Consider the following 21,462-nt stretch of genomic DNA (forward strand, 5'->3'; position numbering starts at 1 on the left):
CCGTTATTAGTGACTAGTTACTAGTAATTAGTACTCTCCCTACAAGTCTTATTAGACTTTCCGTAATAAAAACCATTTGCTAAATTAAAGCCTGCTATTACAATGCTTCGCAGATAACTAAATTTCTCTGCCCCCCGCCTAATTGATATGGTTTTTATGGTTTTCACGAAGGGTCTTGATCAAGACCCGTAGGGACAATTGATAGTTTACAATTGACAATTAAAATCAAAACTATACAATCAAAACAATAAAACCATCAAGATCTGCAAGATATTATCCACTAAACATTCTTATTTACAATATTTTCTTTTGGCTGAGAGTACTCAGTGACTAGTTGTTAATTATTAGTGATTAGTAATTCAATTATTATTCTGATCAACCACCACAATGCCCTGAAAGAGTTGTTTTTTACTTCTCAAAGAAGTACTCTTAGGGTGATTAAAACCTGTAGCTAAAATTTTAACAACCGATTACATCTACTCTCGAAGTAGTTTATTTTATTCTTAATCATTAATTAATATTTATTATTTGAATTTTAATTGTACATTATAAACTGTAAATTTGTTTTATCTTTGGCTTCTCTTGATTTTAAGCTCTTGCTCTTAATTGTAAATTGTACATTGTCAATTGTAAATTTGTTTTTTATTCGTGCAAATTTGTAGTTCCCACGCTTTTGATCTTAACTGTCAACTGTCAACTGTCAACTGTCAACTGTCAACTGTCAACTGTCAACTGTCAACTGTCAACTGTTCACTGTCAACTATTTCTCTAACTCTTTCCAAGTCTTCTAACGTATCAACCCCAATTGCTTCATACTCCGTCTCAACTACCTTAATCCGATAGCCATTCTCCAACACCCGCAACTGTTCTAATGACTCCTGCTCCTCTAATGGTGTCTGTTCCATCTCAGTATAACTAAGTAAAAAGTCACGACGATAGACATAAAGACCAATATGCTTATAGTAATCAAGTCCAGTCTCCTGACGCGGATACGGAATCGCTGTTCGAGAAAAATAAAGAGCAAAATCGTCTTGATCAGTTACCACTTTGACGATATGCGGACTATCAATCTCCTGTTGGTCAATAATCTTATGTTTTAAAGTACCCATCTGAATTGTGCTATCCTCTAGTAAAGGCTCAACTGCTTGATCGATCATCTCAGGATTCAATAATGGTTCATCTCCCTGAATATTGACAATTATCTCTGCCTCTAAGTTTTGAGCAACCTCAGCTAGACGATCAGTTCCTGTTTGATGATCCTTAGAAGTCATTTCTACCTGCCCACCAAAATCTTCGACAGCTTGATAGATCCGTTGATCATCGGTTGCTACAATCACCTGAGCTAAGCTATCAGCTGCTACAGCCTGTTGATAGACATGCTGAATCATCGGCTGACCAGCAATCTCTTTTAATGGTTTACCTGGTAATCTAGTCGAAGCATAGCGGGCTGGTATGATTCCTATTACTTGCATCTTGCCACCTCCATTTTAGCGACTAAATCAGAAAACTTATCTTGCGAATCAATGATCTGCATTTCCATCCCTAGCACCTCAAAATCTATCCTTTCTTGCCCAATTTCAGTTACTAGTTTCGGTTTAATACTGACTGCATCCTTCTCAGTGGTAATAATCCGGTCAACATTAACTTCACTGGCCAAACTAAAGATCTCTACAATTTCATTCTTAGAATATTGGTGATGATCTCTAAATCTAATCTGCTCTACTACTTCTGCTCCTAAATCTTCAAGGGTCTGCTCAAACGATTCAGGATTCCCAATTCCAGATACTGCCAATACCCTCTGCTCTGTCAAGTCAACTTCTTGTTGTCTGTCACTGACCAACTCCCGTAGATAAGTTGGCTGATGTTTAGTAGTAATAATTGTAGCTGCTGGATTAATCTCGATCAATCTACGTCTAATTTCAGTTAATTCAGCTTGCTCGACTTGATCAGTCTTAGTCAATAAGAAAGCATGGGCTCTATTTAAACTAGTGACTGGTTCCCTTAATAACCCCCGTGGTAATAGTTCACCATTGTCAAACGGATTAGTAGCATCGATGACTACTAAATCATAATCTCTTGCTACCTGCCAATGCTGAAATCCATCATCTAAAATAATAAAATCAGGTTCAAATCTTTGTGCAGCATAAGCACCTGTCTGCCTACGAGCAGGGCCAATGATGACTGGAACCTGGGGTAATTCCTTAGCTAACATAAAGGCTTCATCACCTGCTTGTTTAGCATCCATTAAGATCTCTTTAGCATCAGATACTACTCCAATATCACCAGAAAAATCGGCCTTATAACCCCGATTCAAGATCACAACCTGATAATCTGCTTCCAATAAAGTCAAAGCTAATAGCTTAACTAGAGGGGTCTTACCTGTCCCTCCAACTGTAATATTACCAATACTGATCACTTTAGTAGCTAAGACCTCTTCTTTTTTTATTCCCCATTGATAGAACTTCCTTCTGATAAAAATACCTGCACCATAAATTTTAGAAAGTGCCTTTAATATAATTAACAAAATCTGAGCAACAATTCCTGTCTTATTTCCTTGAACTACTTCAAGTAAATACTCTTCTACTTCCATTTATTAATCACCTAGCATCTTTTCAGCAGCTTGACCTGCTTGATTAATTTTCTGTCCTAATAACTTTTGATATTTTTCAATTTCTAGAGTCGATAATTTGTCTTCTTTGATCTCTAATCCTGCTCCATAAACTAAAGCAGCTTTACTGAAAGGAGCAGGCAACCAGAAGCGATCCCAACTACCAAAGACCTTCTTTCTAGTATAGGAAACACCGATAGGTATTATTATACTATCCGTCTTCTGGGCCAAATAAACAACCCCTGGCTTGACTTGATGGATTGGCCCTCTTGGCCCATCAGGAGTAATGGCTATATGATTGCCTTGGCGCAGTTTTTTGACCAACTTTAGCAATGAACGAGCTCCACCACGAGAGGTAGAGCCACGTACTACATCCCAACCTAACTTCTGCAGTAACCGAGAAATATACTCTCCATCACGACTTTGACTGGCCAAAGCAACATAGCCTTGGTTACGAAGATGGTAACTAGGTAGCCATAACTGTCCATGCCAGGGAGCGAAAATAATTGATTTATCACCAGCTAGTAATTTATTTACTCTCTCTGCACCTTGAACCGCTAAACTAAGGCTTGAATTGATCACTTTAGCTAATAGTAATGCCACGTTAGGGATTAATTTTAACTTTAACTGCTCCTTCATTTTGTCACCTACCTTTATCGGTGTACAGTGAACAGTTGACGGTTGACAACGGTTGACAGTGGATAGAAAAAATCTAAGAGCAGATTTTTTCATCACGAAGGGTTTAAAGAACCCGAAGGAAAGACCTTAAAAAACATAAGATCAAAAATACAGCTCACTCTAAACCTGTAAAATTAAAATATTTTAGCAGGTTTTATTTTTAAGATTTTGATCTTTAACTGTAAACTGTACACTGTCAACTGTAAACTATTACTTATTAAACTGCACATCATATAGATTACAATAGACTCCATCTTCCTCTAGCAACTCCTGGTGAGTACCAACCTCAACTATTCTTCCTTCTTCCATCACTACAATCTGATCAGCATCTAAGATAGTCGATAAGCGATGGGCAATCACAAAGGTTGTCCGCTCTTCCATTAAGCGATCTAATGCCTCTTGAACCAAAGCCTCTGATTCTGTATCTAAAGCAGAGGTCGCTTCATCCAAGATTAAGATCTGGGGATCTTTTAAGATTGCTCGAGCAATAGCAATCCGTTGCTTTTGGCCCCCTGATAATCCACTACCACGCTCTCCAATTTCAGTCTGATAACCTTGTGGCAACTCCAAGATAAAGTCATGGGCATTGGCAGCTTGAGCAGCCTTGATTACCTCTTGCTCACTGGCTTCTAAATTACCATACAGAATATTTTCTTTAATTGTTCCACCAAATAAGACCGTCTCTTGGGGAACAATTCCCATCTTATCTCGTAATGAGCCTAACTTGATCTTTTTGATATCGATGCCATCCAATTTAATTCGTCCAGCCTCAGGATCATAAAAGCGAGGTACTAAATTAACTAAGGTCGATTTTCCAGCCCCACTAGGGCCAACTAAAGCTACCATCTGTCCTGGTTTGGCCCGCAAGTTAATCTTATCCAAAGCCAATTCATCATCATAACTGAAACTGACACCTTCAAACTCAATCGTACCCTCTATCTCATCTATTTCTTGAGCAGCTTCATGATCTTGAATAGTAGGCTCAAAATCCATAAATTCAAAGATTCGTTCTGCAGCAGCTAAGGCCCGTTGAATAGTTCCTGATAACTTGGTTAACTTTCGTAGTGGAGTAGTCAAATATAATAATAAGGTAAAAAATCCTGTTAATTCACCAGGACTCATCTGCCCCACCATAACCTGGCGACCTCCATACCACAGAACAACGATAAAGGATATCTCAGCTAGAAATTCAGTGACTGGAGATAGTACAGCTTTTAACTGCGAATGTTTCATATTGGCCCGGAAGTTACCATAGTTTAGCTCTTCAAATCGTTGATATTCATAATCTTCACGCTGGAATGATTTAACGACCCGCACTCCACTGATCGTCTCCTGTAAGATATCAGATACATCAGCAATCTTGACCTGGGCCCTCTTACTGACCTTTCTAAGCCGACGATTAAAGTAATCAATAATATAACCGATTAAAGGAAAGAGAATAAATGCAAAAGCACTTAGCCGCCAATTATCATAAAATAATTTCCCTACTCCACCAATCACTTGAAATACATAACTGAAGATCCCAATCGCTCCAGAAACAATAGCCCCCTCTAAGATTCCTACATCATTGGTCACCCGCGACATAATTCTTCCTGTCTTATGCTTAGCATAAAAATCTAATGATAAGTTTTGCAAGTTATAATAGAGATCATTTCTTAAATCCTTAACTACATTTTGTGAAACATAAGCGGTTAAATACTTCTCACCGTAATAAAAGATAGCCCGTGAGAAGAAGATAAAGAAGATCACTACGATCAATAAATTAAGATCTGCCATCCCAGCTTCCTGCTGATAAAGACTACCAATGATTGCATCCATAAATCTACCAAACTGCTCAAAAAAGAAGATCGAGACTGCCGCATTCAATAACATACAAATAATTCCTAGTACTAACCGCCCTTTATATGGTTTCAAGTACTTTAAAACCCTTTTAGCTAGTTCCATTACTAATACCCCCTGTAGCTAAAACTAAGTTAGCTACTCGTTTAATTGCTCCTTCAGCTCCTAATCGTTCGACTACTTCATCTAATTGCTCTTTGATCTCTTCTTGTTTAGAGTTAGAATTTAGAATCTTTAAAGCCTGATCTGCTATCTTCTCTCCAGTTACAGCTCCTTGTAATAACTCAGGTACAATCTCTTCTTCAGCAATAACATTAGGCAATCCAACATAAGGTATCTTAACTAATAACTTTCCTAATAGATAAGTAATCAGCGATGTCTTATAGATAATTACCAGCGGTGTTTTAAAGCAGGCGGCTTCTAAAGTAGCTGTTCCTGATGCAGTCAGCACTAAAGCAGCCACCTTCATTACTTGATAAGATTGTCCAGTAATCAACTCAACGTCTAAATCATGCCGCTTAATTTCTGCTTCCAGATCAGAATTAGTAATTGTATCTGCTACTGGTAATAAAAACTTAAGTTCTCCTTGATAATCTTCTTCTAGTTGGTAAGCTGCTTCTAACATCGGTTCTAATAATTGCTCGATCTCCTGTTGCCTACTACCAGGTAAGAGACCAACTATCGTCTGCTCAGAAGATAGATTATACTTTCGACGAAATTCTGTAGTATCCAAATCAGGATTAACAATATCCAAGATCGGATGTCCCACAAATTCTACTTCAGCTCCTGCCTGACGATAAACTTCCTCTTCCATCGGAAAGACAGAAGCAATTGTAACATCACGCTTAGCCATCTTCTTGGCCCGCCATTGACCCCAGACCCAAGCTGAAGGCGCAAAATAATTAACTGCAGGAATCCCACATCTTTGAGCTACTTTGGCTACCTTCATATTAAAGCCTGAATAATCAACCAACAAGATCACTGCTGGTTCTTCCTCTTTCATTACCTGTTCTAATTTATCGAGGATCCGATACATCAACCTCAAGTGCTTAACTGCTTCTACAAAGCCAATCGTACTCAATTTAGTAGGATCATATACCAACTCTACTCCAGCTTCAGCCATCCGTTGGCCCCCCATACCGATAAATTCTAACTCAGGGTTTAACTTCTTTAACTCTTCAATGACCCTAGCAGCATGCATATCACCAGAAGCTTCTCCTGCTACCACCATTATCTTTTCCATTAAATCACCAACTTCTAAAATTCAGTGTACAGTTTACGGTTTACAGTTGACAGTTAAAACCATTAAAAACTTAAATCAAAATCACTCTAAACCTGCCAACATAAGGCATTTCAGAGGTCTTAATTTTTTAAGGTTTTGATCTTAACTGTAAACTGTTCACTGTACACTGTCAACTCAATTATGTGTCACAAAGTGACACATAATTGTAATAAAGTTTCACTTCAAAGCTCTATAATACCAAAAATCGTCTTCTGTTAACGCGAATAAATTGATAGTTAAATTTTAGACTATCATTCTTTTAAGCTCTTGATCTTTAATTGTACATTGTAAATTATAAACTGTAAATTTGTTTTAAGCCCTTAACTTTAACTATTCAATATTAAATATTCAATATTCAATATTCAATATTAAATGCTCTTACTCTATCGCTACGATTGGAATCTTGGCTTCCTCTGCTCGCTTAATAAATTCCTCTTGCTTCACAATAAAGGTCTCACCAGCTTCAATCACCAATCCTGCTGCATCGACCTTGATCAAATTCTCTAATGTTTCTATACCTACCGTCGGAATATCAAATCGCTGATCCTGCTTGGGCTTACTGACTTTAGCTACAACTACTTCACCTTGGCCCAGCTTACCCCCACGCAAGATAGCTTGATCAGTTCCTTCTATCGCTTCTACAGCCATCACTGCTCCATCTTTGACAACTACTGTCTGTCCAATATCTAATCGACCAATCTCTTTGGCTTGTCTAAAACCCAATTTCATATCTTCCCAAACCTCTGCTCCAGGCTCAATCTCAGTTAGGACTCCCGGCTGAGGAAATAGATCAGCTATAAACTTGGTCTGATCACTGACTGCAATTCCTGCCTCAGCCAATCTATCTACAATCGCCAACATAATCGCATCATCATTCTTCTCATCCAGTCGGGCCAACAGCTGTTTGAACTCTTGATCTAATTCAATCCCCTGAAAGAGTAACTCCTTAGTTACCTTGCCTAACATCACAACCTCTTCTACCTCTTCATCCTGTAAAGTAGTGATAATCTCTCTTAATTGGCCCACATTAATCTGATATAACTCATCTACAGCCTTGTCCAACTCATCACTTATCGCTTCTGGAGTAACAGTAATTCCCACTAGCTCTATTCCCTGAGCAACAGCCGCTTGCGCAAATAAGACGGGCAAATTACCATCACCTGCTATCAAACCTAATTTAGCCATACCTAACCCCCTCAGTGAAACATTTAACATCTAATATTTAACATTTAATAGTTGAAATTCAAAGCCTTAAAATATATAATTTCTTTCAAGTGATTTCAAACTATTCATCATTCAATATTAAATATTCAATACTCTTTATTATTCATTATTCAATATTAAATATTCAATGCTTTACCGGCAGATGCCACGTTGAGCATTACGTAAAAATCTTAAGAAATGCTCGACCATAGGACTGCTATCCAATTCCTGATCCATCTTTTCGATTGCTTGTGACATATTTAAATTAGAGCGATAAAGAATCTTATATGCCCGTTTAATCTTCCGCCTTAATTCAGGTTCAACTCCATTTCTTCTTAAACCTACAACATTGATCCCACTGACACTGGCTGGATGTCCATCAACCAAGACATAAGGTGGTACATCCTTGACTACCTTAGAGCCAGCACCTACCATAGACATCTTACCAATTCTTACAAATTGATGAATCCCAGTTAAACCAGCAATTACTGCTGAATCCTCAACAATTACATGTCCTGCCAGGTTAGCAGCATTGGACATAATAATATTATTTCCTAATTGACAATCATGAGCCACATGGCAGTAAGCCATAATCAAATTATCATTACCAATCCTAGTTATTCCACCACCTGCTTCAGTTCCACGATGAATTGTAGTAAATTCCCGAATTTTATTTCCATCACCAATTTCTAAGTAGCTCTCTTCCCCTTTAAACTTCAAATCCTGTGGTTCTTGACCGATTGACGCCCCATTAAAGATCTTATTATTATTACCTATTTTAGTCCAACCTTTAATTACAGCATGTGCCCCAATTTCAGTTCCTGAATCGATCTTTACATTCTCTCCAATTACAGCATACGGGCCAATTTCAACATCTTTGGCAATCTCTGCTCCAGCTTCAATTACGGCTGTCTCATGGATGTTATTGAGACGTACAACATTATTATTCATTATTTATCCCCCTACCTAATTATTTATCTTGAATTGCACAGGTTAATGTTGCTTCAGTTACTACTTCCTCGTCAACAAAAGCTTTAGCTTCTACTTTACCCACTGCACCTCTTAATTTAACGATCTCAACCTCAATAATCAATTGATCTCCAGGTTGGACTGGTTTTCTAAATCTAGCATTATCAATTCTAGCAAAGTAAGGCACCTTCTCTTCAGGCTTATCTACTGATTTTAATAGACCAACACCAGCAACTTGAGCCATTGCCTCTAAAATTAGAACACCAGGCATGATTGGATGTCCTGGAAAATGACCATTAAAGAATTCTTCATTCGTTGTTACATTCTTCAGCCCAACTACTTTTTCTCCTTCTACAACCTCCAAAATTCGATCAACCAATAAAAATGGATATCTATGTGGTAAAACTTCCTTGATTTCAGTAATATCTAACATGATAACTCCTCCTTAGTAATTACTCCTTTTATTCTTTTAGCTAACTCAAAATTCAATTCATGTCCAGACCTAATAGCTATAATATGGCCCCTGAACTCTGGTACCAACTTCATATCCCCTACAATATCCAAAATTTTATGCCTTGCAATCTCATCATTAAAGCGTAATTGATTAATGGGACCATCCTCAGCAATCAAGATAGCATTATCAAGGCTACCTCCTAAAGCTAGACCTGCCTCTTGTAACTTCTCTACCTCATGAGCAAACCCAAAAGTTCGTGCTGAACTAACCTCTTCATTAAATACTTCTTCAGAAATAATAAATTCAGCAAACTGATCACCTAGCCCTTGATAATTACTAACAAAGGTATAACTGATCTTGAATTGATCACTGGGTAATATAGTCAAATACTGTTCACCTTTTCTCACATATAGCGGCTGATCAAATTGATAAATTGTTACTTCTTGCTCTTGCTCTTCAATCCCAACCTCCTGTAAAAGTTGACAAAATACCTTAGCACTCCCATCAGTAATTGGAGGCTCATTAGCATCTATTTCGATCAATAGATTATCTATCTGTAGAGCATTCAGGGCTGCTAAAAAGTGTTCTACAGTATTGATCTGCCACTTATCAGTCCCTAATGTAGTACATCGTGTAGTTGAATGTACATTTTCTACAGTTGCTACTAACTCTGGTTGTTCTGGTAGATCAACTCTCTTAAATTTAATCCCTTGATCGACCGGTAAAGGTTTACAAGCAATCGTTACATCTTCACCAGTATGAAGACCCGTTCCCGTATAACTAAATTCTTTCTTGATTGTCTGCTGTTTCCTTAGCAACCTACTTCCTCCTTTTAAACTCTTTACTAATTCAATAAAGCTCAACATTTTCCTGCTTGTTGACCTAACTTTAATAATATTCCAGTAACTTTTTATACTTTTGACCGACTTCAGATTGGGGAGCAACAAAGATCTCAGCAGGACTCCCCTGCTCTACAATCCTACCTTGATCCATCAATAAGATCAGATCAGCAACCTGTAAAGCAAAGGAGACCTCATGAGTTACAATAATAATTGCTGTATCCTGTAAGTCAGTTAACTCTTCAATAACCTCTAATACCTCTCTAACCAAAATTGGATCTAAAGAAGCAGTCGGTTCATCTAGTAATAATAAACTGGGATCGATCATTAGTGCACGGGCAATTCCTACACGTTGTTTTTGGCCTCCACTTAACTGCTTAATAGAACTAGTAGCTTTTTCTGCTAACTTGACTTTTTCTAAGACCTGCAATGCTTTCTGCTCTAACTCCTGCTCACAAGCTTCAACCTCAGTCTTAATCACAGGCAAGATAATATTCTCTAGTACTGTCAAGCGCTCAATTAAGTTAAACTTTTGAAATACAAAGCCAATCTCTTTTCTTAATGACAACAACTGTTGTTCAGACAGCTCTAAAACTGGAACTCCTTTAAAGATAATCTCTCCACCATCAGGCTCAGTCAAGCGATTAATACAGCGAATAGTTGTCGATTTACCACAACCACTTGGCCCCATAATCGCAACAGTCTCTCCTTTATTCACCTTAAAATCGACCCCAGTTAAGACTTGAGTTGAACCATAACTTTTGATTAGGTTATTGACTTGTAACATAGCTTCCTCCATTAAAAATAGACCTTCCTCTTATTTAGTAATTTCAACAGCCCCGGCTTACTGGTAGGAATTATAATTTCCTGCATAATTTGAGCATAATTAAAACCAAAGGCTTGACCTGCTCTAAATTCATCCTGTGAAATTTCATTCATCGCTTTAGCTTTCTTAGCTGCTATAATCCCTAATACTCCACCGACTAAAAAACTGATATAGAAAGGAATATATGGTATTTCAGCTCCAGTTAAATAAAAGGTAGTCCCTAATAAACTGGCCCCGGTTAAACACCCATAACAACTACCTAAATCAATCCACTGCTTTTTATTCTGATCCCTTTCAATCAATCTAATAGCATTAATTAGTAAGGTTTGATCAAACAACAAAAAGAATAAAATAGAAATTATCGCAGTTAAAGCCATCAATAAGGTCTTAACTTCACTCAGAATCTGATAAATCTGTCCTCTCAGATCAGGATTGATAATCGCTACTTGCGAAGTATAAGATGATAATCCAGCTCCTAACTGCTGCTCAACTATAGCTTCAACACCTTCTAATTCAGCTTCAGCAGGTACTAATAAAGAGAGCTCTGCTCCAGGAATAACACTTCCTGCCAGGTGCTGATCTATCAAATCAATACTATCGGTAATCTCTTCATCCCTTAGTTTTGGTAAAGCTTGCTGAATATATTCTAATTCTTCAACAATTGCTTCAAAATCCAATCTCTGTAAACTGGCTACCTCTTCTTCTAATTCAACTAAATCAAGTGCTAGAGATTGCTGCTGCACCTCGTTTAGTTCAGCAAATAGATCTCCATCTGTCAAATCAGCTACTAACTCTTGAGCTCGTTCTTCATCCCCAGCTTCTAAATTAGCTAATACCTGATTAACTGTTGTAACATCCTCTTGCCAGGAAGTCACTTCAGTCAATAAGGGATTATAATTATTAATAACTTCTATAATTTCAGCTGTATTTTGATCGATTCTACTTTCTAATTCAGCCAAATTAGCTATTAACTCTTCTAACTGCTGCCGATAAGGACTTGTTGGCTCTAAGTTATTACTCTGCATTCTCAATTCAGCTTGCGTTGTCACTAAAAAATCCTGAAATTCGATAATTAAGCTTTGAGCATAATTTAATCTATTAATTAAAGTAACTAAGTTATCTAAGTTATCTTCTAAGCTCTGCAAAGTAGTTTGAAGTTGTCCAATCTCAAACTCTCCTTGTCCAAACCCATCTAATCTAGTAGTCAAATGATTAATCTCTTCTACTGTTTCGGTTAAGTGTCCAAAGGCAGTAATAACCTCCATCAGTTCCGTTAATAGATTATCAGTTCTAGCAAAAATCTGATCCAATTGGGGAACCAACTTAGACATCTGCTCTACGGCATAAGCTAATTCTTGACGAGGGTTACTAATTTGTAGACTTCCTGCTTTGGCCCCTAACTTGCCATCCGCTAGCTGGTAAGCATTCTCCCCTAAGAGCTCAGTACTATCTCCTGCAGTTATAACTGCTCAGGCCAACTGACCATCCAGTTCAGTTAATCGCAACATAACCTGTTCTTGATCTTGGGCTGGAATAGCAAGTTGATCCCCTACCTCTAAATCAGCTTCATCTGCCAACTCAATCTCAACTACAGTGGCATAACTACTTAAAAAGTTTTTCATTTCGCTCATCGTCTTGACTAAAGAATCCAAGTCACTAAAATCTGTCTTCGTAATATTTTCAGCCTCAACTTGATATTCTTCATTAACTGCTCCTGCCAATTGATCACCTAAAGCCAATAAATCATCCGCCTGTTGATCAAATGGAAACCGGACTGTCAAGACCTGATATTCTGCCATTAAATCCTCCACTTCTTCTTGCACGGAGGGTAATAATTCAGCATCTGTTACAATAACTTCTAATTTATCACCCTCAATAAAAGTAAAATCAACCCCTGATAAAGCCTCAATTTGCTCCTGTAAAAATTGACCACTGTCCGCTTGTAAACCTTGGACTGTAAGCCGTGGTTCAGTCATCAGTGATAAATTATTATACCCCGGTATACCTTGAAAATAGTCATTCACCTGGGTATAGATCTCTTGATTTTGATATTGATCATCTAACCTAATGAAAAAATTAGTCTTTCCTGCCAACTCAATCCCTGTAACCAATTCAGAACCATCTAATTTAGTATCAATTACCTCTTGTGCTTGACCTTCAGCCTCTTCCTTTAAATCTTTATCAACAATCAGTGCCAAATCATACTCTCCATAATCTCCAAGTAGTTCATTGACTGTATCTCCAAAATAAAAATCGGCTAAATTTCCTACAACTAATGAAAGTAATGTGCTAACAATAATCGTTACTATAAATAAAATAACGATATCTTTCCCAAAACCTGACTTCAGAAGAAGCATTTTTTTCACTCCTATCCTCCCCTATTATAACATTCAAGGAAAGGAGGAGTAAATAGCATCCTTCCTGTAATTAATGGATTAGGAGCAATTAATTACTTGGTTTTATAATAATTAAATAACCCCTTCTAAGATATTATAACAAAGCAAACCTTAACCTTAAAGCTCAAATTCCAATTTAACCTTCCCTGTAGCGTCAAAATCTCCTGTTTCTAGATCTATCACAACCTTCTTAGCCTGTAACCATTGATCATCTTCCCTAATTTCAACATTCTCTGTAATAATAATCTTATTTTTATCAGCTTGAGACTTCAACCTCTCACCAGTAATCTCCTGTCCATCATAGATTACAAATAGATTACCCTTAGCTAAGAGCTCATCAGTATCGGTCCAGATTTTAAGATAATCGGCTGTTAAATCTAGTTGTTTTCCTTCTTTTTCTGTTTTAAGCCGTACCTCATCCTCAGCAATTAATAGCTCTTCTTGCAATTTCAAGGTTAACTGTTGGCCCCAGATCTGAGCACCATCTATCTGCTCAAGATAAACATCGCCACTAAAGAAGAGTTCTTCTGTCTTACGGTTCATCTCCAATTGTTCAGCAGTTATCTCATCTGCTTGATAAGAGAAGTAGACATCGCCTGTAGCTAAATAAATCTCTTCTTCCTTCAAATAACGGAGCTGTTCAGACGTTAAGCTTCCTTCTTCTGCCTCAACAACAGATGTAACTAGTAATAACAATAATAAGATAATTACCAACTTATTCTTCATTACTGTCAGCCCCTTTAAAATTAAAAGTCATCTCTACCCCAGCTGTAAAATCAATTACCTCTGCTGTCAAATCAGCTGTCATCCCTCCAGCAGATAATTGGCCATCATTAAATAGATAGATTACTGGACTATCTGTTCTAAACTCTTCCTCTGCTGCTAACCAATCTAAATTCTCCGTCCTAATCTCTTGGCCCGTATTCTCTGTCAGTCTGACATTCCCTCTTAATTGTAGATCTTCACTCTGTTGATCATAGTTCAGACGATCTACAGCTAAATTATATCTAACTTGCTTCCCTTCAAAAAACTTTCCCTCCTCAACTTGATGAGCAATTATCTTCTCTTCTTCCTGCTCATCAGTAACTAAAGGTTCTATAACCTGCTCTAACTGCAGAGCCCATCTTCGCTCCCGATCTAAATAACTGACAATCCGTGCCTCTCTAATTTGATATTGATAATCAACTTGTTCTTCTTCTTCCTCAACTTCTAAGCAGACTACTAAACCACTAACCCCTAAAATTACTATAACCACTAGTAGATATAATTTAGTCCGTTTCATCGAGTAAACCTCCTAAATCTGTATCAAACAACATCCCTTCTCCTTCACTACTACCAAATCTGATCTCTTGTTCAGGAAAGGCTGTAATCTGATACTGTAGCCAGACTTCTTGATTGAGATGATCATAAGATAAGGTCAACTTACGACAATCAAGATCTCTTTCTATTGCTAAATTAGCAGTGCTAAACCGATCATTAGGTTGATCATAACTACTATTCAACTTGATATTCCACTGACCTGTTGTCCAATCTAAGCTATTATCCCATTTGAGCATTTCTAGATCATTCAGATCTAAACGAACCCCTGTTTGATAATTAAGATTATCCTGTTCTACTTTAAAAGTAGTAGCAAATTCCTTAAACTCCCTTTGATTTAAATCATAAGAGAGTATATTCTCTAGTTGATACTCTTCATTAAACTGATAGTTTAACCTCTGTTCTAGATCATCATACCGTTCGGTCAAAAAATCATACCCTGTTCTTAATTGAAATCTACTTCTACCTCGACGCCACAATAGTCTTTCTTCTAATTTATGCTTAGGATTATTATTAGAAAAACCAGAAGGTGCTTCTCCTTGTACAGTCCGGTAGCGATAACTCAGTCGGTTGGACCAATTATTACCTAAATCACTGAATAGAATTAGATCACTATCATAAGACCAATGAGCATAACCTTGATTATAGATATCTTGTTGAATACCTTGCTGATAATTAAGCCGATGAGCAGAACCTAACCTTAAATTATCCCGATAATTACCTTCCAAGTAACCATGTTGCTTGGTGTCTTCCCAGTCTACTTGGTAACGATTACTACCTCCTAGACCTACTTCGAAATTGTTCAAATAATTGACTCCTAATAGCTGAGCAGGGGCCAACGTCAGATCAAACTTAGGCAAATAGTAACTTTCAACTTCTTCAGTATCACCTTGCAAATCAGCTTCAACAGTCCAATCATAGGCCCGTTGATTCTCACTTACGCGGATAGCAGTATCATAGTCTCCATACTCATACTGCTCTTTAGTTTCATAGTCAAGATCTAATTCATAGTCAAGGAAGAGATTATTAGTAAAATAAGTCCGATAGTCAAGCTCTAAGCCATAACTATTCTTTTCTTCAGTATAACCATAATCAAGACCGAGTGCTAAACGATCATCATAAAAATCAGCTCTCAACTTATCAAAGTCAAGGCCTAGATTAAATTCATGTTGTTCACTTTGATCATGACTATAATCGATTGCAACTTGGTTGGCCCACTTATCAAATTCAAGAGATTGATCAAAATTCAGCTCAAACAATCTACCGTGCTGATAATTAGAATAGTGGTTTTGGTAGGCTAGATTAAAACTCCTTTCACCATTATCTAACTTCATCTTCCGATCAAGCTCTGTACTGACCCATGGCCCATCATCTTGCTCACGTTGGTCATCTTCTAGGTAAAGATAGAGATAAGACTGATCATCTTCTTGGGAGCGATAATAATGCTTAAATCCTCCAGCAAAGCCCATCTTACTGAAATAATCGATATATAACTGTCCAAAATCACCTGCGAATGCCGAACCGGGCCAACTCTCATAACCAGAGCCTAAATAATAATTATATGTAGTCTTAACAAACCAACCCCGCTGCCTGCTATAACCAGCCTGGGGATAAAATCCAGGCTCTTGCTCTCGTAATGGATAAACCATTACTGGTAGATAAAACAGAGGTAACTTCCCACTCATCTCCCAAAAGACAACATGCTTAGCCACAATCCTATCACCAGGATAAATCACTAATTCGTTGGCCTTAAAGTAATAATGAGACTCCTCACGATTACAGGTTGTAAAATAAGTATCTCTCGTTTCAATCTCTTCTGGATTATAATTAACTTCAGGACTCTCTAAATAAATCTGCTCTTCAATATTAGAAGCAATAACTATTCCTTCTCCTTCAACTAAAACTCCCTGCTTAGTTTCTAGATCATGCTCTAAGTACTTGGCCCTATATTGGCCATCTCCTTCTGTAATCTTGACTTCACCTGTAGCTACCAATTTATTCTGACCTAGATCTATTTCCATCTCAGTAGCTTCAATCTCCATCTCACCAGTCAGTAAATAAACAGAGCCGATAGCTTTAATCAACTGCTCTTCACGAAAATAAAGTACCTGATCAGCTTCAAGATTAACCTTTTCATCTGCTGCCAAAGTAGTTGGTGCAAAAAGTAGAATTATTATTAATATTAGATAAAATTTATAATTAACAGCTTTGATTATTGCTACCCCTTTCTAGGCTTTTAGTAATTAGTGACTGGTGACTAGTAATTGGTAAAATCCTTAAAGTTGAAACTAAATTGATATAAAGTGGCACTTTGCCACTTTATATCAGTGTACAGTTTACAGTGGACAGTGTACAATTAAGAACATTAAAACATTCAAATCAAAACCATTCTAAACCTTTAAGTATCAAGCTTTTTAGGGTTCTTAGGCTCTTAAACTTTTAAGGTTTTGATCTTAACTGTAAACTGTAAACCGTACACTGTCAACTCAATTATGTGTCACTTCCAGTGACACATAATTGTAATTTAGCTAAAATAATTCTCCCTCAACAACAGATAAACGCCCACCCCACCTACCAGTAGATTAGGAAACCAAACTGCTAAAAAAGGTTCAACAACTCCATTCCCACCTAACGAACGAAAGATAGAAACCACAGCAAAATAAATAAAGATAATAATAATACTGGCTATAATTCCAAACAGCCTACCCTTTTCAGAACCAACACTTAATGGAGCACCGACCAAGACAAAGATCAACGGTAAAATTGCTTCTGCTAATTTAAAATGATACTCGACCACCAATTGATTGGTATCAATCCCGGCTTCTGTAAATAAATCAATCTGTTCTCGTAACTGTTTGCGATTCATCTCACTTGGTTGCCTACTATCATATCGATAAAACTGTCTGAAATCCCGACCAACTTCTATTTCTAAACCTTTAAACACTTCCTCTTTAACCAAATAATCATCAGCATCCAGCTCACTAATTAATCCTTCTTCCAGCAACCAACTATCTTCTGTAAAGCTTCCTGCTTTAGCAGTAATTATCCGCTTCTCTTCTCCTTGCTGATAGATCATGACCCACTTTAATTGCTGCTCTTGATCATCAACTTCTCCAGCATAAAAATACTGCTCCTCTCCTCCTCTAAAGAGGAGATCGGTATAAACTCCTGACTCCTGATCTTGATAGATCTCTTCTTTTACTATCCGCTGGTAATTAGTATTGGCTTGAGGCACAACCCTTTCATTCAAACCATAAATTATAGAGCTAGCTACTATTGCTAGAACTAATAATGGATAAATTAAGCGAATAAAGCTGATCCCACCCATCTGTAAAGCACTCAGTTCATTATCCTTAACCAGCCGACCTAAAGATAAGATAGTAGCCAACAAGACTGCGATCGCAATACTTTGTACTATAATAGGAGGTAAACGATATGATAATAATCTAGCTACAAGCTGAAGTGGAACCTCTCTGATAATAATGAAATCAGTCAATTGAAATAGGTAACCACTCAACATCACTATCACCAGTGCAGCTAAAGAATAAAGAAAAGGCTTTAAGAATTCTAGCACCAGATATCGATCAACTATTTTTAATCCTTTCATAACCATCCCCACCCGATCGTTATTACATTTAATATTTAACATTTAATATTGAATAGTCTAAAAAACATATTTAATATTTAATATTTAATAGTTAAAACCATTAAATTTAAAGCTTAACTGATATATAGCTTAACTTCAATTGTCAACTATCAATTGTTACACAATATTCACTATTCAATATTCAATATTCAATGCTCTTTAAGTATTCAATGCTTTTTTATCGAAAAGTACTCTTCCTTGAAGATTAAATAGATTGCTACTCCTACAAAGATTAGATTGGGTAGCCAAGCTGCCAATAGTGGCGTCAACATCTGATTCCTTCCTAATGAACGAAAAAATGATACCAATAAATAATACAAAAACATAATCACAATACTACTTATCACTCCAAAGGCCTTGCCCTGCTTTGATTTTAAACTCAATGGTACCCCAAGCAGAACAAAGATTAAAGAAATAAAGACCTCAGCCAATTTCAAATGATAATCAACCAATAATGAACTGACATTTAAGCCACTTTCCTGAAAGAGCTCAATCTCCCTTCTCAGCTCAGCTCGACTCATCTCAGCAGTCGTCCGTTGTTGTCCATAAAATTCTCTTATTTCTTGATTTAGATTTATCTCCAACTCATCAAAGTCAGATTGATAGGTTACCTCTCCATCATCATTTAACTTATGGATCATCCCCTCTTCTAAATGCCAGATCTCCCCTGCGAAATAACCCTGCTCTGCTGTTATTAAACGAGGAAATCCTTCTTCCTCCATCTCATAAGCTATAATCTGCTCTAACCTCCCTTGCCGATTATCAACCTGTTGAATATAGAAGTATTTTTCATCTCCGCCTTCAAAGAAAGAGCCTTGTTGTAAATTAGGGGGCCCTTCTTCTAAAATAGTCTGTCTAACAATATTTTGGGCCCGATGGTTGGCCCATGGTACAACCTGTTGGCTGACTAAATAATTAACTACACAGATAATCATAGCTAATAAGAATAAAGGGGCCAACAACCTTTGCAAGCTGGCCCCTCCCATTCTTAAAGCAGTCAATTCATTATTCTTAACCAGTTGACTCATTGCAAGTAAGGTAGCAAACAAGACAGAAATAGCTAAACTTTCCACCACAATATCTGGAATTTTATATAATAACAGTTCCACAATTCGCAAGATAGCAACCCTTTTAACGATAATTAAATCGGTTAACTCAAATAGATAATTACTGATTAAGATCACAGTCAAAATAGAGATTGAGAGTAAAAAGGGCTTTAAAAACTCTGCTAGTAGATACCGATCAATTATCTGGGGTTTTAATTTTAACACACCACCACCTCTTTATCTTAATTTCTTTCCTTTCTGATAGTAACTACTCCCACATCCAACCCCTCTGGAACTGTCAACAGAAGCTGTAAGTCAGAGTTTTGACCATATAATCTCAAGTACTGAACTCCATTCTCCTTAATTGATAACTGTCCAGTATAATCATCATCAACTTCCAACATTTCAGGCTTTCTAACCAAGTCAAAAGATTGATAATTATAGACTGAGCTATCAACTCTAACAACTTGATCTGTAACATTAGTCGTTAACCAATTTAGAAAGATCTGCTCTAACTCTAAACCAGTCTCTTGAACGATGACTTGCTGTGGACTCTCTTGAGCTGTCATAATTGCAGTTAATAGCTCAATTCCATACTGTTCGTATAGATAAGTAGTAAACAGGCCTACTCCACCCAAATAAGGGATGCTCAATTGATCACCTATCACAGCAATCTCATCAGTCAACATAAAGTAACCAGGATGAGCAGTTGATTGACTATAAACCCAATCATTTCCTCCATCCCACGACCAACCTTCTTGACCAGAATCGATATACCCTGTTAACTTTTCAGCCAGTTTAGCCAATCCTTCATTGATCCAAATATCATCTACCTGTCGATTAGCAGCCAGCTTTTGATTATAAAAGATCAGATGTTGAAATTGATGGGCCAACGTTGGATATAAATTCCTCCCCGTCCCCTTTTCTAGATTAAGATAAACCAAATCATTAAAGTTAGTCTCTTCAACATCCCGACGCAGATCATCAGGATAAAAGAAGCCTGACGTATTAGGATTATTGAATTTGGTTAATAGAACCATAATCTTTTCATTATTATCTACATCAGATGGTTGTCCAAATTTTTCAGTCAAGGTCGGATAAATATTGGTATCAAACTCCTCAACCAACCGATCAACTGTATTAAGTTCAAGATCAGCTCGCTTATCGACAAAGACATAAATATGCTCTCCTGCCCCTACCATCTTCGCCGTTACAATCGATTTCTCTTTATCGGTCGGATTGATCAGATTAGGCACATAAAAATCTTCCGTCTCATAGAAGCTATATTCTTTTGTTGTAGTCCTTTGCTCTAATTGCTGATAATCATTATCCTCAATCAGCTCCATCTCCTTGGCCCTGATCTGATCTTCAACCCCTTCTTCAGATTGGGAAATAAAATCTGGTCTAGAATCATTAATTTCAACTCGCTCCCGTTCACCAAAATAATTATAATAAACTAGATCAAGAGTAAAGTCATGTTTTTTACCAGTAGTTGATTCAACATCCAACGGACTGACAGCTACTATCACTTCTTCATCACTTTTCAACCCTTTAATATCGATTACTTGTTCATCGGTTGACCTTACAATCTCTTGTTCTATCTTTCCTCCCTTTAAAGTAACACTCTTAGCAACCTCTTCACCTGTCAGCTCTAGCTCTTGCTCTACAGGCTGATAAGTATCTTGACTAACATTAAGTATGTACTCTCCTGGTGGTACCTCTAAAAACTCAACCTGCCCACCCTGCTCAGAACGAACCACACGCTCATCTTCTAATAAAACTGCCTTAGCATCTATGCAATTACCATTGATATCCTTAATCTCCAACTTAAGATCGGTCGGCTTAAGCTCATCTACTTCTTTTTCTTTTAAATTTATCTCTGTAAAAACTATCGGTTCATCAGCAATTATGATATCGGATTCAAAACTCTGATATCCTTCCTTACTAACTTGTAATAGATACTCTCCTGCTTCTAAATCAGTAAAATGGAATAGCTCTCCTGTTTCCGACTCAACTACTTCTCCATCTTGGAGTAGTTCAACAGTAGCATCCTCAGGATTGATCACCTCCAAGTAGATTTCTCCAGCTTCTAACTCATCTTCCCCTCTACAACCTACTAATAATCCTAAAATTAATACTAAAGAAACAATCATCAGTACTCTATGATTAAATCGCACCTTCATCAGTTTCACCCTTTCTCCCTAAAATTTTGATCTTAATTATTATATTAGACATCACTCATCAATTTACCTCTATTGATCAATTTCATAATAATGGAACTATATTGATATTTAGTGGCACTTTGCCACTAAATATCAGTGTACAGTTTACAGTGAACAGTGTACAGTTAAAAAACTTT

18 protein-coding genes are annotated in these 21,462 nt (G+C 37.1%); all 18 read right to left on the reverse strand.

All coding sequences use genetic code 11. From position 1 onward, the window contains the following. Positions 1–728 precede the first annotated feature (728 nt). Positions 729–1,472 (reverse strand): 3-deoxy-manno-octulosonate cytidylyltransferase, encoded by a 744-nt coding sequence (kdsB, locus tag MWH25_RS06155; RefSeq protein ID WP_248626768.1) that lies wholly within the window; start codon positions 1,470–1,472, stop codon positions 729–731. Next, positions 1,463–2,590, reverse strand: coding sequence for a tetraacyldisaccharide 4'-kinase (lpxK, locus tag MWH25_RS06160; protein WP_248626769.1), 1,128 nt, complete (start codon positions 2,588–2,590; stop codon positions 1,463–1,465). Before lpxK ends, kdsB begins: the two co-directional genes overlap by 10 nt. A 3-nt stretch (positions 2,591–2,593) precedes the next feature. Next, positions 2,594–3,247, reverse strand: coding sequence for a lysophospholipid acyltransferase family protein (locus tag MWH25_RS06165; protein ID WP_248626770.1), 654 nt, complete (start codon positions 3,245–3,247; stop codon positions 2,594–2,596). Between the two features lie 249 nt (positions 3,248–3,496). Beyond that, positions 3,497–5,230 carry an ABC transporter ATP-binding protein gene (locus MWH25_RS06170; RefSeq protein WP_248626771.1) on the reverse strand — a complete coding sequence of 578 codons (1,734 nt, stop codon included), beginning with the start codon at positions 5,228–5,230 and terminating at the stop codon, positions 3,497–3,499. After that, on the reverse strand, positions 5,217–6,368 hold the full coding sequence (gene lpxB / locus MWH25_RS06175; protein WP_248626772.1) for a lipid-A-disaccharide synthase: 1,152 nt from the start codon (positions 6,366–6,368) through the stop codon (positions 5,217–5,219). The genes MWH25_RS06170 and lpxB overlap by 14 nt, the downstream gene beginning before the upstream one ends. A gap of 417 nt (positions 6,369–6,785) precedes the next feature. Further along, positions 6,786–7,592, reverse strand: a complete 807-nt coding sequence (locus MWH25_RS06180; RefSeq protein ID WP_248626773.1) for an LpxI family protein — start codon at positions 7,590–7,592, stop codon at positions 6,786–6,788. Between the two features lie 171 nt (positions 7,593–7,763). After that, on the reverse strand, positions 7,764–8,561 hold the full coding sequence (gene lpxA / locus MWH25_RS06185; RefSeq protein ID WP_248626774.1) for an acyl-ACP--UDP-N-acetylglucosamine O-acyltransferase: 798 nt from the start codon (positions 8,559–8,561) through the stop codon (positions 7,764–7,766). 19 nt (positions 8,562–8,580) lie between these two features. Beyond that, entirely contained in the window at positions 8,581–9,012 is a 432-nt protein-coding gene (gene fabZ, locus MWH25_RS06190) for a 3-hydroxyacyl-ACP dehydratase FabZ (RefSeq protein ID WP_248626775.1), read from the reverse strand. Continuing rightward, a complete protein-coding gene (lpxC, locus tag MWH25_RS06195) occupies positions 9,006–9,851 on the reverse strand; it encodes a UDP-3-O-acyl-N-acetylglucosamine deacetylase (RefSeq protein WP_248626776.1) in 846 nt (281 codons plus the stop codon). The genes fabZ and lpxC overlap by 7 nt, the downstream gene beginning before the upstream one ends. A 70-nt stretch (positions 9,852–9,921) precedes the next feature. Then, complete coding sequence (locus MWH25_RS06200; protein ID WP_345947230.1) at positions 9,922–10,659, reverse strand: amino acid ABC transporter ATP-binding protein; 738 nt, start codon at positions 10,657–10,659, stop codon at positions 9,922–9,924. Positions 10,660–10,670: 11 nt separating this feature from the next. After that, entirely contained in the window at positions 10,671–12,029 is a 1,359-nt protein-coding gene (locus MWH25_RS06205) for a hypothetical protein (RefSeq protein ID WP_248626778.1), read from the reverse strand. A 138-nt stretch (positions 12,030–12,167) separates the two neighbouring features. After that, a complete protein-coding gene (locus tag MWH25_RS06210; RefSeq protein WP_248626779.1) occupies positions 12,168–13,064 on the reverse strand; it encodes a hypothetical protein in 897 nt (298 codons plus the stop codon). Between the two features lie 147 nt (positions 13,065–13,211). Beyond that, a complete protein-coding gene (locus MWH25_RS06215; RefSeq protein WP_248626780.1) occupies positions 13,212–13,820 on the reverse strand; it encodes an LptA/OstA family protein in 609 nt (202 codons plus the stop codon). Beyond that, complete coding sequence (lptC, locus tag MWH25_RS06220; RefSeq protein ID WP_248626781.1) at positions 13,810–14,376, reverse strand: LPS export ABC transporter periplasmic protein LptC; 567 nt, start codon at positions 14,374–14,376, stop codon at positions 13,810–13,812. Before lptC ends, MWH25_RS06215 begins: the two co-directional genes overlap by 11 nt. Further along, positions 14,363–16,558, reverse strand: a complete 2,196-nt coding sequence (locus MWH25_RS06225) for an LPS-assembly protein LptD (protein ID WP_248626782.1) — start codon at positions 16,556–16,558, stop codon at positions 14,363–14,365. The genes lptC and MWH25_RS06225 overlap by 14 nt, the downstream gene beginning before the upstream one ends. 377 nt (positions 16,559–16,935) lie before the next feature. Then, entirely contained in the window at positions 16,936–18,018 is a 1,083-nt protein-coding gene (locus MWH25_RS06230) for an LptF/LptG family permease (protein WP_248626783.1), read from the reverse strand. Between the two features lie 206 nt (positions 18,019–18,224). Then, positions 18,225–19,328, reverse strand: a complete 1,104-nt coding sequence (locus tag MWH25_RS06235; protein ID WP_248626784.1) for an LptF/LptG family permease — start codon at positions 19,326–19,328, stop codon at positions 18,225–18,227. A 17-nt stretch (positions 19,329–19,345) separates the two neighbouring features. Then, a complete protein-coding gene (locus MWH25_RS06240) occupies positions 19,346–21,286 on the reverse strand; it encodes a carboxypeptidase-like regulatory domain-containing protein (RefSeq protein ID WP_248626785.1) in 1,941 nt (646 codons plus the stop codon). Between the last annotated feature and the right edge of the window lie 176 nt (positions 21,287–21,462).

Origin of the sequence: Natroniella acetigena (assembly GCF_023227745.1) — a bacterium.
GTDB lineage: Bacteria > Bacillota > Halanaerobiia > Halobacteroidales > Halobacteroidaceae > Natroniella > Natroniella acetigena.

What these genes read in the sequence shown, in the direction of transcription:
- lpxA (WP_248626774.1), bottom strand. Translation starts at nt 8,561, where the DNA reads ATGAATAATAATGTTGTACGTCTCAATAACATCCATGAGACAGCCGTA.
- MWH25_RS06205 (WP_248626778.1), bottom strand. Translation starts at nt 12,029, where the DNA reads ATGTCTAAGTTGGTTCCCCAATTGGATCAGATTTTTGCTAGAACTGAT.
- lpxB (WP_248626772.1), bottom strand. Translation starts at nt 6,368, where the DNA reads ATGGAAAAGATAATGGTGGTAGCAGGAGAAGCTTCTGGTGATATGCAT.
- MWH25_RS06180 (WP_248626773.1), bottom strand. Translation starts at nt 7,592, where the DNA reads ATGGCTAAATTAGGTTTGATAGCAGGTGATGGTAATTTGCCCGTCTTA.
- MWH25_RS06215 (WP_248626780.1), bottom strand. Translation starts at nt 13,820, where the DNA reads ATGAAGAATAAGTTGGTAATTATCTTATTATTGTTATTACTAGTTACA.
- lptC (WP_248626781.1), bottom strand. Translation starts at nt 14,376, where the DNA reads ATGAAACGGACTAAATTATATCTACTAGTGGTTATAGTAATTTTAGGG.
- kdsB (WP_248626768.1), bottom strand. Translation starts at nt 1,472, where the DNA reads ATGCAAGTAATAGGAATCATACCAGCCCGCTATGCTTCGACTAGATTA.
- MWH25_RS06240 (WP_248626785.1), bottom strand. Translation starts at nt 21,286, where the DNA reads ATGAAGGTGCGATTTAATCATAGAGTACTGATGATTGTTTCTTTAGTA.
- MWH25_RS06170 (WP_248626771.1), bottom strand. Translation starts at nt 5,230, where the DNA reads ATGGAACTAGCTAAAAGGGTTTTAAAGTACTTGAAACCATATAAAGGG.
- fabZ (WP_248626775.1), bottom strand. Translation starts at nt 9,012, where the DNA reads ATGTTAGATATTACTGAAATCAAGGAAGTTTTACCACATAGATATCCA.
- MWH25_RS06230 (WP_248626783.1), bottom strand. Translation starts at nt 18,018, where the DNA reads ATGAAAGGATTAAAAATAGTTGATCGATATCTGGTGCTAGAATTCTTA.
- MWH25_RS06200 (WP_345947230.1), bottom strand. Translation starts at nt 10,659, where the DNA reads ATGTTACAAGTCAATAACCTAATCAAAAGTTATGGTTCAACTCAAGTC.
- lpxK (WP_248626769.1), bottom strand. Translation starts at nt 2,590, where the DNA reads ATGGAAGTAGAAGAGTATTTACTTGAAGTAGTTCAAGGAAATAAGACA.
- MWH25_RS06165 (WP_248626770.1), bottom strand. Translation starts at nt 3,247, where the DNA reads ATGAAGGAGCAGTTAAAGTTAAAATTAATCCCTAACGTGGCATTACTA.